This window comes from Planococcus sp. FY231025, assembly GCF_052078085.1.
Classification (GTDB): Bacteria; Bacillota; Bacilli; order Bacillales_A; family Planococcaceae; genus Planococcus.
The window spans coordinates 410,693-426,464 of the sequence record NZ_JBQJJG010000004.1 but is presented as its reverse complement, the minus strand read 5'-3'; the positions used below and the strand labels follow the sequence as shown (position 1 = coordinate 426,464).

Genomic DNA, 15,772 nt, shown 5'->3' with positions numbered 1-15,772 from the left:
TAAATGCCCAATACCGCTTGCTGTTTGACTGAAAAACCGCTTCTATGTACCAACACCCATTTTCTTTCCAGTATACCATATTTATCTGATTATTCTGTTAAATTTATTATATTTATTCATACAGCTTAATTTGCTGAATGGATTAGCTCCTATATGGATGCACTCATATGGGAAGGACAAAGGCATCCTTTTTGTTCTTGCTGCCCGGGGCCCCTTCCAGCAGCAGCCAATAGAAAAAGAGCCCGCAGGATTGCGGACTCTCGCTTTATTGAATTTATTCTATCGCCTAAGAGCCTCTGCCATCACTCGAACAACGGCGTGACCGGCTTCTCGTTGTGCACATGCTCAATCGCTTCCGCCAGCAGCGGCGCGACTGACAGGATGGTCAGTTTCGGAATGCGCTTCTCCGGCGCGATGCGGACGGTGTTCGTGACCACCACTTCCGTGACGGCCGACTCCTGGATCCGCTGGATCGCCCCGCCGGACAACACGCCATGCGTGCAGCACGCATAGACGGCTTTCGCGCCCCGCTCCGCCAGAACATCGGCGGCGAGCGCAATCGTGGCGGCCGTATCGATGATGTCGACGATGATGATGACGTTCTTGCCCTGGATGTCCCCGACGATGTTCACCGTTTCCGGCTCGCCCGGGTTCATCCGGCGCTTGTCGATAAAGCCGATCGGCACGTCGAGGTCACTTGCAAGCTTGCGCGCTCTCCCAAGTCCGCCGTTGTCCGGTGCCACGACAATCGCGTCTTCCAGTCCCTTCTCAAGAAAATGCTTCGCCAACACCGTCTCGCCGAGCAGCTGATCCACCGGCATGTCAAAAAAGCCCTGGATCTGCGGCGCGTGGAGATCCATCGTGATGATGCGGGTCGCCCCTGCGGTTTCCAGCATATTCGCCACTAGCTTCGCCGTGATCGGCTCGCGCGAACTCGCTTTCCGGTCCTGGCGCGCATAGCCGTAATACGGGATGACCACGTTGATGGTTTCCGCGGATGCCCGCTTCAGCGCATCGATCATGATCAGGAGCTCCATAACATGCTCATTTCCCGGCTGGCTTGTCGACTGGACCAGGTAGACCTCCGTCCCGCGCACGCTTTCTTCCAGGTTGATCTGGACTTCCCCGTCGCTGAAGCGATTGATGGAGCTTTTGCCCAGCTCGCAGCCGAGCAGGTCGGCGATTTCCTTCGCCAGTTCCGGATTTGAATTCAAGGTGAAGAGTTTGAAGTTCTTTCTTAATTGATATGGCAATTGATGGTCCCCCTCCGCAAAATATATTGTAAAACTTTTAAAATGTTGATTTCATGAAGGTGAATGGACTGCTTTGCAACTGCAGCAGCTGCTTTTATGATACCTGTTTCGCAGGGCTTTCGCCAACTCCTGGCCGGCCCGTATTTCCCTTTAGGCACAGAGCCGCGGTAATCCTGTAAAACCGCTTCGGACATATAGCCATTAATAGTTCCATAGGAATTGGACTAAAGTCTTTAAAAAGCAGTACAATAAGGAAAATCATCTGAAAAAGGCAAACTTATCCGAAAGGTAAGGACGCAAAGCCATGAGCCTGCCCACTGATCACCAGTGCACGGTCGTCAGGCTGCCAGGCACCCATTCTGCGGGCCCCGGCTGACAGAATGGAGGAACAGAAAAAATGCTGAAAAAAGCGGTGGTGATGGTCATGGCAATATGTTCATTGATGGCCCTCGGCAATCCGGGGCAAGTGCAGGCAAGCGAAGCGCCCCAATCCGTCCGGGCGACTTGGCTGTGGAACCCCTGGATGTTCGTGAATGACGAAGCAGGCACATTGGCATTCATTGAAAGCAAAGGACTGAATAAAGTCTATGTCCAAATCGACCGGGACATCCCCCTGTCAGCCTACGGCAGTTTCATCGGGAAAGCGAAAGCGGCGGGCATCGGCGTGTATGCGCTGGACGGGGCCCCTTCGTGGGTTGCGCCGAAAGGCGATATCAACCTGGACCGGTTCCTCGCCTGGGTGGCGGATTACCAAGGCAAGTCAGCGGAAAACGCCCGGTTTGCGGGTGTCCATTTGGACGTCGAGCCTTATCTGTACAGCGGCTGGAATACCAACCGCGCCGCCACCGTGAAATCGTTCCAGGCGCTCCTCAAAAAAGCCCAGACCGGCACGGCAAAATTCGCGCTTCCCCTGGAAGCCGATATGCCGTTCTGGTTTGACGAGATCCCTTATAAAAACACTTACGGCAGCGGCCTTCTCGCAGAGTGGGTCATCGCCAATACGGCAGGCGTCGCGATCATGGCGTACCGAGATTCCGCGCCGATGATCATCGACATCGTCAAAAACGAAATGGCCATGGCCGAGCGCCTTGGCAAAAGCGTCATCGTCGGCGTTGAAACCGGTGTGACCGATGAAGGCAGCATCATCACATTTGCCGAAGAAGGCGAAGCGTTCATGAATCAGGAACTGGCGGCCGTCGCTGCCCATTATGCAGGCAACCCGGCTTACAGAGGAATCGCCGTCCACCATGTCGGCAGCTGGATGACGCTGCAGCCTTAACCCCCAAGACCCGCTGATGCAGGCCATCAGCGGGTCTTTTTCTGTGGGAATCCGTGCCCGCCAATCGGGCGCAATAAAAAACTTTCTATATATGCATGTCTTTACAAATTATGGTTTACAAATATCCCTTGTTAGGAACCTATATAGTATAATAGCAATCATCCAGAAATTCTCATTAAAGAAGGTGAACCCAGATGTCCCCAGTCAATTACAAAGCAATGCTTGCCAGCCGGATGAAGCAGGACTTCGCCCAATGGGAAGCGCAGCAGCACGTCCAGGAACGGGAAGTCTACCGTTTTTTACATACAATGAAAGGCACCGCGGGCACAATCGGGCTTACGGAACTGTCCGAGTATTGCGCTGCGCAGATGGCCTACTACCAAGAAGACAGCACGGCGCTGCTGCCCCTCCAGTCCTTGGAACGCTTCATGGCAGCGCTCACGGCCTTTTTCGCTTCGGAAGAGTCCGCTCCTGCAGCACCCGCGAATTCTACCGAGACCGCCCCTGCCAAAAAATCATTTGTCCTCGTCATCGATCCGGACGTCGAGTTCGCCGCTTCCGTCAAGGAAAGCCTGGAAGGCCAGGGCATTCCGGTCGTCATCGCCCTCGACGGCAAAAAAGGGATGGAATTTTTCTACACCCTCCAGCCCCAGATGGTCCTATTGGACCGGCACTTGCCGGATGCCGACGGATTCGACCTGGTCGCACGGATCCACGAAGCGGCCAAAAGCCGTTTCCTGCCCATTGCCGTCATCAGTGCGGATGACCGGATCGACAACCAGATCCGCGCGATGGAGCTCGGCGCCACCGATTTTCTTGCGAAGCCCCTGAACATGCCCGTTTTCGTCCCGTACGTCAAGAACCGCCTGCGGAACCAGGAAGCGATCGCGCAAGGGACGTTTTACGATGAACTGACAGGCGCCGGGAACCGGAAGTACTTCAATGAAGTGCTGCTGCAGACGATGACGCTGTCGAAGCGGACCCGGTCCGCCTTCACGCTCGTCCTGCTGGATCTGGACCATTTCAAGAAAGTGAACGACCAGTACGGCCACCCTGCCGGGGATAGCGTACTGCGCGCCTTCAGCCGGCTCCTGTTGGACATGAAACGGGAGTCGGACAGTTTCTTCCGGTACGGCGGCGAGGAATTCGCTTTGATCCTTCCGGATACCAAAGCGCAGGCTGCCGCTGCGCTCGTCGAACGGATCCGTTCCGCCTTTGCGGAAACCGATTTTTCCGCCGCCCCGCCTGAGCCGTTTCACGTCACATTTTCAGCGGGCATCAGTGAATACCGGCCCAATCAGGATTCGCTCGTGAGCACGGCAGAGCAGGCTCTGTACCTGGCGAAGAAAAACGGGCGCAGCCAGACGGCCGTCTACGAACCGGTGGACGGCGAGTTCAGGCGCCGCCTCAATATCATCATCGTCGACGACGACGCCCTCGTCCGCCGGCTCGTGGCCAAGCAGTTCTCGGCCTGGAAGCCGGAGGAGTTCGAACTGCGCATCGAGGAGCACGTCGACGGCGCCAGTTTCGTGGAGTCGCCGTGGTACAAGCCGGAGGAGAACTACATGATCCTGCTGGATGGCGTGATGCCGAAAATGGACGGTCTCGAAGTGCTGAATCACGTGCGCAGCCGGTATCCCCATGAAAACATCGTCGTCTCGATGCTCACTTCCCGCAACAACGAATCCGACATCGTGCTGGCGTTGAAAAGCGGTGCAGATGATTATATCGTCAAACCATTCTACGCGCAGGAAGTTGTCGCCCGCGTCCAGCGGCTGACCATGAGGATGTTCAATTGACGATGGCATTCTTTTGGATCCTCAGTGTCTCCCTGCTCCTTGGCCAGCTCGCCCTCCTGCTCGCCTTAGCCTGGCGCAAGAAAAAGATGGCGGCGAAAGAGCAGGAAATCACCCAGCAATACGATGCATTGACCGATGCGTTCAGTTCCTACATGATGGACCCTGCCGACGACAGGTTCCTCCGGGAGATCCGCACCGCGCCGCATCACATCACCGTCCTTGAACGGCTCTTGAACGGCTATGTCTCCGTGACAAAAGGCGGCGTCACGTCTCCGCTCGTCGCCAAGCTGTCGGAGGAATTCCTGGCATCCCGCTACGCGAAGCAGCTCACGCAAAGCAACTGGGCGATTCGGATGAACACACTGTATTTTATCGAGGATTTCCATATGGAGTCCCTTGCGCCCCTGCTGAAAGAGAAGCTCGGCAAGAGCACCCGGCTGGACCAGGAGGCGCAGCAGCTGATCCGGACGCTCGCGTCCCTGAATGAGCCGGACGCCCTTTCGGCGCTCGCAGCGCATCCCGAAGCGCCGGTGCGCCTCTACATCGACGTCTTCAAACGGCTCGCAGAACACACCCGGACCGAAGCGCTCGATGCCGCCCTGCGGAATGAAACCGAAAACAGCGCCATGAAGCACGCCGCCATCTCCTATATCGGCATGGCGGGCTTGATCGCGTTCCTCCCCCGCATCGAGGACGAGCTCAAGGCGGAGGACGGCGAGGTGCGCATCCAGGCGCTGAAGGCCATCCATCACCTGCAATACCTGAGCGACCCGGATTTATTGCTGCCGTTCTTCGAATCAGCGTCGTGGCAGGAGCGGATGTTCGCTTCCCGGATCGCCGGGAAGCTGCAGCTGTCCCGCTCTAAAGAAGTGCTCAGCGGGCTGCTCGGCGACCCCGTTTGGTGGGTCCGCTATTCAGCGGCCGAAGCGCTCGTGCAGTTTGCGGATGGGGATATCCTGCTTTCCCATCTTTCCGCCAATCACCCCGACCGCTACGCCCGGGATATGGCAGCGCAGTGGAAATCGTCCCTTTTAGGAAGTGAAACGTAATGCAAAGTTTTTTTGAGTTTTTGGCTTATGCGATCATCGCTTATATGCTGTTCTCCAGTTTGAGCTATCTGGGCCTTTTCCTTTTGGCCTTCCGGAAAGTGAAGCGGGAGGACAAGCTCGACCGGCGGGAGTCCACAGAAGACTTCCTGCGGAACCAGAATACGTACCCCGTGTCGATCCTGGTCCCCGCCTATAACGAAGAAGTCGGCGTCGTCAGCACCGTCCGCTCCCTGCTGGCGCTCGAATACCCGGAAAAAGAGATCATCGTCATCGACGACGGCTCAAAAGACGAGACGTCCGCCCGCATGATTGCGGAGTTCGCGATGAAACCGATTCCGTTCGCGGTGCGCACGCACATCGAAACAGCGCCGATCGAAGCGATCTACCAATCCACCATCTTCCCGTACATCCGCCTGATCAAAAAAGCGAATGGCGGGAAAGCGGACGCACTGAACGCGGGCGTCAACTTGTCTTCGTACCCGTATTTCTGCGCCATCGACGGCGACTCGATCCTCGAAAATGACGGGCTCCTCAAAACGATGAAGCCGATCATCGAATCGGATGGCCAGATCATCGTCACCGGCGGCTCGGTGCGGATTGCCAACGGCTCCACCATTTCCCGGAGCAAAGTCGAAGTGATCGACCTGCCGAGGCATCCGGTCGTGCTGATGCAGATCGTCGAGTATTTCCGCGCGTTCCTGATCGGCCGGCTCGCACTCAGCCACCTGAACATCCTGCTCATCGTGTCCGGCGCGTTCGGCGTCTTCAACAAGCAGCGCGTGATCCAGGCCGGCGGCTACAATAAAAACACCGTCGGCGAAGACATGGAACTCGTCGTCCGGCTGCACCGGCTGCTCCGGGAGGAAAAGTCCAAGCAGCGGATCGAATACATCCCCGATCCCGTCTGCTGGACCGAAGCCCCGGAATCGCTCGAAGTCCTGCGGGCGCAGCGTATCCGCTGGCAGCGCGGTCTGTTCGAGACCATGTGGTCGCACCGGAAGATGATGCTGAATCCGAAATACGGCTCCATCGGCCTGCTGTCCATGCCGTACTTCCTGTTTGTCGAACTGCTCGGTGCTGTGTTCGAGTTTGTCGGGTATTTCATCATTTTCGGCGGCCTTTTCTTCTCGCTCGTCAATACGGATACAACCATCGTCCTCTTCATGGTGACGATCTTCTACGGCTCGCTCATTTCTGCGCTGGCCGTCCTCTTGGAGGAATTGACGCTCCATAAATACCCGAAAGTCTCGCATCTCGCACGCCTGTATTTCTGGGCGCTGACCGAAGCCTTCTGGTACCGGCCGCTCATGGTTGTCTGGCGGGTCCAAGGAATCTTCGCAGCGTTCCGCAAAAAAGCCCATTGGGGCGACATGAAGCGCAAAGGGATTTCTACTTAGTTTTAGGAGGCAGACACACATGAAAAAAATATTGGTGGCAGACGATGAAGATATCCTGCGCATCCTGATTGCCGATACGCTTGAAGACGACTTCGCGGTCGAAGAAGCGGAAGACGGCAAAGAGGCGCTCCAGAAAATCAGGGACAATGACTACGACCTGATCCTCCTCGATTACATGATGCCGTACATGACCGGCCTCGAAGTGCTCGAAGAAGCCCGGAAAGAAGGAAACGACACCCGGGTGCTGATGCTCACCGCAAAAGCACAGGACGCCGACCGTGAACAGGCGATCCAAAAAGGCGCGGACTTCTTCATGTCCAAGCCGTTCAGTCCGATGGAACTCCTCGAACTCGTCGAGAAAATATTGGCATCCTAAAAAAACGAACAGACCCAGTGCGGGTCTGTTCGTTTTTTCGGTTGTAGAGAAATATAAAATATTTTTTTGATAAACCAATATTCCGCAAAACAGCTTCGCTTGCCGCGGGCTCGCGTCTAAGCCTCCTCAGTCGCTACGCTCCCTGCGGGGTCTCAGCCGTCTCGCTTTCTCGCAGGCGTCTCCGCTGTTTTGCTTCATATCTTAGATAGTACTGCTAACTGGGTGAAATTATCAGTTTCAATGAACGATACCAGCGCCGGCGCGTCCAAGGGCTGGGCGAAGCGATGAGACGAGCGGTCTTCTCGGCTCATGGCGAAAGCCATGCCCAAAGCGCCGAAGCGGTATATTGACATTCACTTTTTGATTCAATTTCTATTAAATTTCACCTTCAGCTGCAGACAAAACCGTGCAGCGTGTATGAAGATTTATTCCCCCGGCTCACTCCCCAAGTCTGCCTGCCAGCGATTCTTTCTCCGGGTAGAAAATGACGCCCTCCTGGTGCTGGCCGTCCATCAAGTCCTTCATTACTTTCGATAAATCGACTGGTGCGTAAGGCTTTGTCAGGTAATGGCTGATCTTCGTTATTTGCTGCACGTCCGCTTCCGGGTCCAGCGCGGATGAAATGACGATCGGGATATCTTTCGTTCCCTCGTCTTTTTTCATCATGTCGACCAGATCCCAGCCGCTCAATTCCTCGCCGAGCAGGATATCGACTACGGCCCCGACGAGCGGGGTGCGTTTCGCCTCTTTGAACGCTTCTTCCGGATTCGTGTGGTAGATCACCTTGAAGCCATTTTGCTTCAGCTCCTCCGACAGCAAGAGCGCGAGGCTCATATCGTCTTCGACGATCATCACCGGCGGATTCCCTTCGGCGCCTTCCTGTGCGGCGTATTCGGCTGTTTCAGAAAGCAGCGGCAATTCGAAATGGATCGACGTACCAAGCCCTTCCTGCGACTCGATCCAGACCTTCCCGTCGTGCTTCTCGATGATTTCCCGGCAGATCGCCAGGCCCAGTCCGGTCCCGCCGATTTTCCGGCGCGAGCTGTTGTCGATGCGCTGGAATTTGGAGAACAGTTTCGGGATATCCTCAGCCGGAATGCCGATCCCTTCATCTTGGATCGACACCTGCAGGTTCTTGAAGTCGTTTTTCAAGGAAATCGTCACATTCCCGCCCTGCGGCGAGAACTTGATGGCGTTGCCGATCAGGTTCGTCAAGACCTGCGCCAGGCGCTCGCGGTCCCCTTCGACGATGACATCGGAAGCGTCGTCGATAAAGACAATCGGGTGCTGGGTCTGCGTCCGGAACTTCTCAGCCGTCTCGACGACCAGTTCGCTCATCGACAGCCTGCCCATACGGTAGACCTGGCTGCCGGATTCCATGCGCTGCAGGTCCAAAAAGTCGTTGATCAGATTGGTCAGGCGTTTCGCTTCTTTGTAGATTGTCTTCAAATAGCGCTCCTGTTTTTCCGGTTTCAGCTGCTTGTTCAAGAGCAGCTCGGTGAAGCCGAGCACACTCGACAGCGGCGTCCGCAGCTCATGGCTTACGGTGCTGACCAGCTCGGACTTCATCTTATCCACTTCGTGCTCCTGCGTCACGTCCCGGTGCACGAAAATCGTCCCCGTCTTCTCTTTGTCCACCACGACCGACGTGCTGTAGACGTCAATGACGCGTTCGTACGGTTCTTTGATGGTGTACTGGAATGTATTCGACGCCAGCTCCTGTTCATCGATGCTTTGGCGCAGGAATTCCATCATCGCCTCGGGCTCGGCCGTCTGCAGCGCCATGGACTGGATCCAGACTTCCTGATCGACCCGTGCATCGAGCGGCAGGCCGCCGCAATCGAGCATCGTGCCCATCGTCTCGTTATGCTGCATCATCTGGCCGTTCTTCGCGATGAACTGGATGCCCTCGTTGATGTTGTTGATAATGCGTTCGTTCAGCGTCCGCTCATGGACCGCGGCATCGTAGAGCTGGATGCGGTCGATCGCCAGGCGAATCTGGTTCAAGAGCCCGCTGATGTCCATCTCTTCCTCTTTCGAGAACCCCCGGCCGACCCGCGACAGGCCGATCAGCGCGATGCTTTCCTGTCCTTCATTCTTAGTGGCGGCATACAGGTCGTAGATGTAGACCGTCCCTGCCGCCAGGCCTTTTTCGTGCAACGCTTCCCGCTTCATCGTGAACGATTCACGGCCCTTCAGCCGCTCCTCGAGGTACGGGATGCGCTCTTGCTGGAACTGGCTGAACATGGCTGCCGTGAAGGCTTCCAGCGCGAATTCGCCGGATTTCGGCAGCCACATCACCCCGCTGTCAATGTCATACGTCTCCTTGAAATACTGGAGCGTCGCATTGGCTAATCGTTGCTTGTCGAGCGTAAAGGACAGGATATGGTTCAGATCGTTGAAGCGGATGAGCCGGTCCTTCGTCTTCCCGGTTTCTTCGAGCGATTCCTCCAGCCGGGCCTGCTTTTCCTGCAGCTCGTCCTTGTTCAATAAGAGCGCCTGGTTCTGCGCCGTCAGCTCTTCCTGGTTCCCCTGGATCGTCCGGATCATGTTGTGGAACGTCATCGACAGCACGCCCAGCTCGTCCGTCCGCTCAAGCGGCTTGTAGGCGACTTCCCCGCCGTCGACAAAGCCCTCGATCGATGTCCGCATGCCCTCGAGCGGCTTCACGATATCGTTCAGCGCCCGCAGGATAATCAGGCCGATCACGAGGAACAGAAGCAGGAACAGCAGCGTCAGCACAAAGGCGAAATTCTCCGCGTCGGCCAGAATAGCCTCGTTCAATTGCCGCAATTCCTGTTCGGAGCTTGTCTCGTACTCATCGGCAAAGGCGACGAATTCGTTCACCGCCGTGTTGGTGCCGTCGCGCGAGAGCCTCCGCAGGAGTTCATAATCCTCCGCGCGGACCGCCGCAGTCGAATTCGGCAGGACTTCGCTTTCGTACGTCTCAAGAAACGCGCTCAGATCCGCAATCGGCTCGCGTTCCGCCGAGGTCAAGGACAGCCTGTCCATCTCTGCAATCGAGCCCTTCAACTTATCAAGCTCCGCATAGGCAAGCCCCAGCTCCCGCTCATTCTGGAACGAATAAAAGCCCCGGATCCGGAAAAACAGCTGATTCAGCGAGCCCGAAAGCTCCTTCAGCGTTTCCTGCTTCTCCGTCAGCTCGGCGTATTTGGCCGTCTGCGCCTCTTGCTGCTTGTTCATGTAAAAATAAATGCCCGCGATCAATAATGAACAAACGAGCAGCGAAGAAATGGTCAATCTCAAATATTTATGCCGGATCCCTTTTTCGCTTGAATTGCGCATGCACGTGCCTCCTGGAGTTTGTTGTTCCCGCTTTTCTGCAGCGGGAAGCGTAATAAATCTATCTTAATTCATTTTCCATAAATATGCTTTTTTATTTTTCATAATAAATGATAATTCCATGAAGAGAATGAAGAAAGACATGTTAGGAGGCGCGAAAATTTCCAATAAAAAACACCGATTCGTCCTGAACCGGTGTTTCTCTACATTCAATTCCTTATCTTCTTCCCCGCTGTTTCCCTCGGCATCTTCAAGACGACCAATAGATTTTATGCTCATCCTCACGCAGCTGCTTCAACCCCGCTTTTTGCAGCACGCGGATCGAAGCCCCATTTCCCTGAGAACAAGAAGCTGTCACCTTTCGGACGCCCGGCTGATCCAGCCCCCATTGGACCATTGCGGCGGCCGCTTCTGTTGCATAGCCATTGCCCTGGAAACGCGGGAGAACGCTGTAGCCCAGATTGATTTCGCCTTTGTCGTTCGGTCCGCCTTTATAGCCGATGTCGCCAATGACCATTTGGGTCTCTTTGTGGATAATCAGCCCTTCCCATACGTTCTCTTCCGGCTGTTGGGTAAACCGCTCAATTTTGTATGGAAATAACTGCTTGTAGACATCCATTGGATATTCAGGTGGCACTTGGTAAGGCACTATCTTGGCTAGCTGTTCCGGCCCTTCCAGCAGCGACTTGATCATTTCGAGTTCGAAGGTGATGATCTTTAATCTGTCGGTTGTGGCTTGCGGCATTTCTTCTTCTCCGTTCAATGATATTTGGTTATTCACTCCATTCACTATAGAGAACGTCATTTATTGCTGTCTATTTTCAAAGCCATTTATAATTTCTTCATTTTATAATGTACGAATTTCAACGGTTGTTCTTTATTAATTCTGGCAGAACTGTAAGGTAAGGAACATCGCTTCCAGACTCTATGTCACTTAAATCCAATAAATTATCAGCTGATACTCCAGGATTTCCAAAAGTGCCATTTATGTTGGAAACCACATATTTGGATCCATCAAAATTAACATCGACCGCCGCGTCGGCAATGACGCCAAAAGAATTCTCTAATATGAGCGAATCTACATGCCATGTTTTTTCATCCTTTGCGCTCCAAGTACCCCATGATTTTACTGTCATAAAATAGTTATCAACATTGCCTGATGTATCTGCATAGCTATGGAATTTCGAAGTATCATATGTGTTTCCATCTTCTTCAAATACGTCTACTGCATAGCCGTTAGTTATGGCGACGACTGCAGACCGTTTCGCATTTTCAACAGGGAAAATAGCTTCAAGTACCGCTTCACCATCGGTTTCTTTTTGAGGCACTTCTTTTTTAGGTTCTTCTTTTTTGGGTTCTTCATCTTTTTTAGGTTCTTCTTTTTCACTTGCAGGAGTTGGCTCAGGCTTTTCTTCTTCCGAAGGAAAAGTATGATAAGTAATGACTACTTTTACGTTATCAGCATACCAATCATCTGCAGAATATTCCTTGTCGCCATCTACAGAAACAGCTTCAACTTCGCCATCTTTGGTCAACCAGCCTGTTATAAGATCTTCCAACTTTTCTATTTCAACATTTTTGAATCCTGCTTCCTTAAATTCATCAACAACATCTTGATAATCTTTGCCTTGTTGAATACTCGACCCTGATGGTGTTTTTGCTTCACCTTCATGTTTATTTGAATTTCCAGTACAGCTCACCAAGGTAATGACGAGAAGAAGAATACTCGCAGCCACAATAATAATCATTCTTTTCATTTCGTTTCTCCTCACTGAATAGCCTGCGATTAATCTGTTGGTAAAATAAATACTGATACTCCATGTATATCCTTGTAATTACTCTATGAGCAAAGGAATATTATTCAACTGCTCAACAATTTGTGCCCATTCCGCTCCTAAATCCAATGTCTTTACAACAATTCTATTACCGTCAATTTGGTACTCATTATCAGGAGTGATTTCCTCATCTGTCTTGGCGTATAAGATCAGTCCACTTACATTTCCCGTACTAAATTTGTCTTTGTTTTTAACATAAGTGTACATTTGATATAAATTACTGGAAATAAGTGTTTTGCTGTTGAATAGGGTATGGGTCTGCATAGTGTTTCCATAATATTTGGCATCAATAATCAACGTTTTACTTCCCTTTGAAAGAGTAATATCCGTCTTCATGGCTGGAAGAAACTCTTTAATGCCGTTATCGACATTCCACTCAATAAATGAAGCGCTGGCAGAAAGCTCTGGATGTTCTTTTCTGAAATAACTCAACAGAAACTTTTCATATAAACGGTGCATCTGTTGGTCATCCAAAAACTGCTTCATCCTGTGCTCGCCGCTTTCTGTAGTCAATAGAAGCCCTTTAAGGATCATCTGGCACATATTCATAAGCAACTTATAAGTAGCGTTGTTCCGATGATAGGATAATGCACTCCAGTTAATTGACTGCGGTTCGATCTCTTCAACATTCTCAAAGAATAAACTCAGCTTTCTTAGCTCTTTGCGGTTGCTTGTTTTTACTTCTCCGTTGCGAATGAGAAGCTTCATTGTGGTCTTAATGATCTGGTTCATTAAAATATTTTCCGAAAAATTATCAAAGTGACAGACCATGCTTTTTCTCAGCAACGTACTTTGCTTAACGGAATTGGTTACATCGATTTTCCCGCGCAAACTTCCGGTCACTTCTGTATATTCGATGTAGTCCTTATGAAGTCCGCGTTTGCATTGGTTAGTGACACCTTGTATCAGAATGGCAGCCATCAAATCATGAATATTTTTAAATTCTTCGCCTTGTATACTTTTATAGCCATCTTCGTTCAAAATCCGGTAAGCATAGGAAAGCATATGATAGACGTTTTTCAGCCTAATCACGGACGGAGCTCCGAAGTTTGCTGTTCCAATATTCCATCTGTGAAGGTTCATCAAACCAATACTCATTGATCAGCGGAATCAATTCGTACTCTACAATTTCGGATAACCAATTATCGTCTATGTCGAGCCGGGTGGAAAAATAACTATGGCCGATGCGGAAGCCGTTGCCTAAGGATGTGTCTTCTGCAATTGCATTGTTCATCACGGACACAGTCTCGATCAATTTATCGAACTTCTCATTTCCTATGCTTTCCTGATACTCCTTGAACCCTTCGCTATGAAAAGCAGGCTCGAATTCAAAAAAGGCAAAGCGCCGGCGCAGGGCATAATCGATCATCGCCAGACTGCGGTCAGCCGTGTTCATCATGCCGATAATATAGACATTTTCCGGAACAGAAAATTGCTCATCCGAATAAAGCAGACGCAATTTCTTCCCCCTTTTGTCATCTTCAATCAGCATCAGCAGCTCTCCGAATATTTTGCTCAGATTCCCCCTGTTGATCTCGTCAATAATAAAGAAATATGGCCGGTCATCCGGTTCCGCTTTCTTGCAGAATTCATAGAATGGACCTTTGGATAAAGAAAAGCCGTTGTCATCCGGACGATATCCCATTATAAAGTCCTCATAGCTGTAACTTTGGTGGAACTGGACCACCTGTACACGGCTCTTGTCTTTCTTGCCCATCAGGGAATAAGCCAGCCTTTCAGCAGTATAAGTTTTCCCAACGCCCGGAGCGCCAAGTAGAATTATATTTTTCTTTCTGATCAGCAGATTTTTCAAAGTATGATATTTTTCTTTACTCATATAAACTTCTGATAGAAAATCTTCTTCACGGTAATTTTCATAATGGGATTCATTTTCTTCCGACTCAAGCGGCGTATCCGCTGTCCCTTCGAAAGCAGCTTCCAGCTTTGCACAATAATCGGTATAAGGCGTAATATCCGTGAGGGTCTTTAAGACAATTTGTCCTTCATGATTCCAGTCGACTTTATGAGTCCAGTCGACATTCCGAAGGTTATTATATTCTGCTCGTGACTCATCAAAATAATAATCAGAACCTACTACTCCGCGCCCGATAATTTTTTTGAGCCCTTTCTTCACAAAGACAACATCACCGATTTCGATTTCATTGGCAAATTGCCAAGTAGCATGGCCTGCATTCATATAGGAAAGATCTTCTTCATAAACCTGTCTCATTTTTTCCTTGATTGCATTTTTAGTGGGGAATTGCTTTAAATCTCCAATTTCTTCCCAACCGATCCCCATGATTCCCTTTTGATGAAACTCTTCCCAAAAGCGAGACCCTTCTCCTGGGGCATACATCCAGTATCGTTTTTTGTCTTTCACTTGAATATCTATTGGTGTAGAAGCAGGAATATGTTCATAGCTTCCATCGATAATACTTTGAATAACTGCACTCTCTTCTTTCGTAACCTGAAAATTAGTGGCATCCGGATCAGTCAAAACTTGCATATTTTTAGTCCTCTCATCGGCAAGCAGAAGCGTTCTCTCAACAATAGAATCTGTAAGCCTCTGTTCAATCTGAATATCTGCCGCAAAAAAAGGGTTACTGTTCAGTTCTTCACTTCGGCTGTGCACCTCTTGTTCGGAAGGCTCTCTAATCTCAGGGTTGGAGCTAACATAGCCGCAAGCAACAATTCCGCCACTTGAGCCGGAGAGCCAAATATATGCTCTATCTCCTTCTTTGATTTGTTTTTGATATTGATTAACTGTCAAAGTAACTTTATCGTGATCATTAATTGCGCTGACAACATCATAAAAATTGGGATACCCTTGAAATATCCATGTTGAAGACTCTTCTCGTTCCTTTAGATATTTTAAATACAGAGCCATGGAAGCAGAATATGCTTTGTTTCCGGCTTTTTCATCTACTTCCTTAAAATTAGGTGCAGCAATAAGTACTTTATGCACCTCTTCAAATTCTTTAGAAGAAGTAATTTTAAACAAATCTGTTATTGGAAGGTTTTGAATCTGTAACTTTGCACTGCTGCTTCTAAGTGCATTACTATAAGTAGCTATAGTACTTTCTTTGTATGCACCACCATTCGATTTTTTTTGGCGTAACATCCATTCTTGAAAAGTCGACTTTAAATATTTATGATTCAAAGATAGTTCACTTCCTTTTAAATTAATGACTTGTACTATACTATATAAATACATTAACATAATTTTTTGAAAATAATTACATTTTAGGTGTTATTAATCTTTGGTCTAAACTTTTAATTTAGAACAAAAAAAATATGAGATCAGCAAAGCGCCGACTTCATATTCTTGAATACTTTCCTCTTAAATCAATTATGCCTTGTAAGTTAAATTTAAATAATTATCAAAAAAAATTCTTTGACCAATTGAAGTTAATATTTTAAGGATTCTAAATGTTTATTGCTATGTTTCTTATAAAACTACTATCTTAATAAAAGCATGAAT

11 protein-coding genes and 1 riboswitch are annotated in these 15,772 nt (G+C 50.3%); of the genes, 5 read left to right on the top strand and 6 right to left on the bottom strand.

What is annotated here, in order from left to right:
* Positions 1 to 302: 302 nt before the first annotated feature.
* Positions 303 to 1,253, bottom strand: coding sequence for a ribose-phosphate diphosphokinase (locus ACTL32_RS05350; RefSeq protein WP_441340492.1), 951 nt, complete (start codon positions 1,251 to 1,253; stop codon positions 303 to 305).
* A 260-nt stretch (positions 1,254 to 1,513) separates the two neighbouring features.
* A riboswitch (cyclic di-GMP riboswitch) is annotated at positions 1,514 to 1,604 on the top strand.
* 46 nt (positions 1,605 to 1,650) lie between these two features.
* Between ACTL32_RS05350 and ACTL32_RS05345 the strand changes: the two genes are divergently transcribed.
* The 5 genes from ACTL32_RS05345 (at position 1,651) to ACTL32_RS05325 (ending at position 7,153) form a co-directional block, all read left to right on the top strand.
* Positions 1,651 to 2,532: an amidase gene (locus tag ACTL32_RS05345; protein ID WP_441340491.1), complete on the top strand. Its 882-nt coding sequence runs from the start codon at positions 1,651 to 1,653 to the stop codon at positions 2,530 to 2,532.
* A gap of 194 nt (positions 2,533 to 2,726) precedes the next feature.
* On the top strand, positions 2,727 to 4,331 hold the full coding sequence (locus ACTL32_RS05340) for a diguanylate cyclase (RefSeq protein ID WP_441340490.1): 1,605 nt from the start codon (positions 2,727 to 2,729) through the stop codon (positions 4,329 to 4,331).
* A gap of 2 nt (positions 4,332 to 4,333) precedes the next feature.
* Complete coding sequence (locus tag ACTL32_RS05335; RefSeq protein ID WP_441340489.1) at positions 4,334 to 5,380, top strand: HEAT repeat domain-containing protein; 1,047 nt, start codon at positions 4,334 to 4,336, stop codon at positions 5,378 to 5,380.
* Positions 5,380 to 6,777: a glycosyltransferase family 2 protein gene (locus ACTL32_RS05330; RefSeq protein WP_441340488.1), complete on the top strand. Its 1,398-nt coding sequence runs from the start codon at positions 5,380 to 5,382 to the stop codon at positions 6,775 to 6,777. The genes ACTL32_RS05335 and ACTL32_RS05330 overlap by 1 nt, the downstream gene beginning before the upstream one ends.
* 19 nt (positions 6,778 to 6,796) lie before the next feature.
* Positions 6,797 to 7,153: a response regulator transcription factor gene (locus tag ACTL32_RS05325; RefSeq protein WP_441340487.1), complete on the top strand. Its 357-nt coding sequence runs from the start codon at positions 6,797 to 6,799 to the stop codon at positions 7,151 to 7,153.
* 438 nt (positions 7,154 to 7,591) lie between these two features.
* On the opposite strand, the gene ACTL32_RS05320 is transcribed toward ACTL32_RS05325, so the two are convergent.
* The 5 genes from ACTL32_RS05320 to ACTL32_RS05300 all read right to left on the bottom strand — a co-directional run bounded on the left by ACTL32_RS05320 (position 7,592) and on the right by ACTL32_RS05300 (position 15,451).
* Complete coding sequence (locus ACTL32_RS05320) at positions 7,592 to 10,459, bottom strand: hybrid sensor histidine kinase/response regulator (protein ID WP_441340486.1); 2,868 nt, start codon at positions 10,457 to 10,459, stop codon at positions 7,592 to 7,594.
* Between the two features lie 247 nt (positions 10,460 to 10,706).
* Positions 10,707 to 11,201 carry a GNAT family N-acetyltransferase gene (locus ACTL32_RS05315; protein ID WP_441340485.1) on the bottom strand — a complete coding sequence of 165 codons (495 nt, stop codon included), beginning with the start codon at positions 11,199 to 11,201 and terminating at the stop codon, positions 10,707 to 10,709.
* Positions 11,202 to 11,319: 118 nt separating this feature from the next.
* Positions 11,320 to 12,213 carry a hypothetical protein gene (locus ACTL32_RS05310; protein WP_441340484.1) on the bottom strand — a complete coding sequence of 298 codons (894 nt, stop codon included), beginning with the start codon at positions 12,211 to 12,213 and terminating at the stop codon, positions 11,320 to 11,322.
* Between the two features lie 78 nt (positions 12,214 to 12,291).
* Positions 12,292 to 13,323, bottom strand: a complete 1,032-nt coding sequence (gene mcrC, locus ACTL32_RS05305) for a 5-methylcytosine-specific restriction endonuclease system specificity protein McrC (RefSeq protein ID WP_441340483.1) — start codon at positions 13,321 to 13,323, stop codon at positions 12,292 to 12,294.
* On the bottom strand, positions 13,316 to 15,451 hold the full coding sequence (locus ACTL32_RS05300) for an AAA family ATPase (protein ID WP_441340482.1): 2,136 nt from the start codon (positions 15,449 to 15,451) through the stop codon (positions 13,316 to 13,318). Before ACTL32_RS05300 ends, mcrC begins: the two co-directional genes overlap by 8 nt.
* Positions 15,452 to 15,772: the final 321 nt, after the last annotated feature.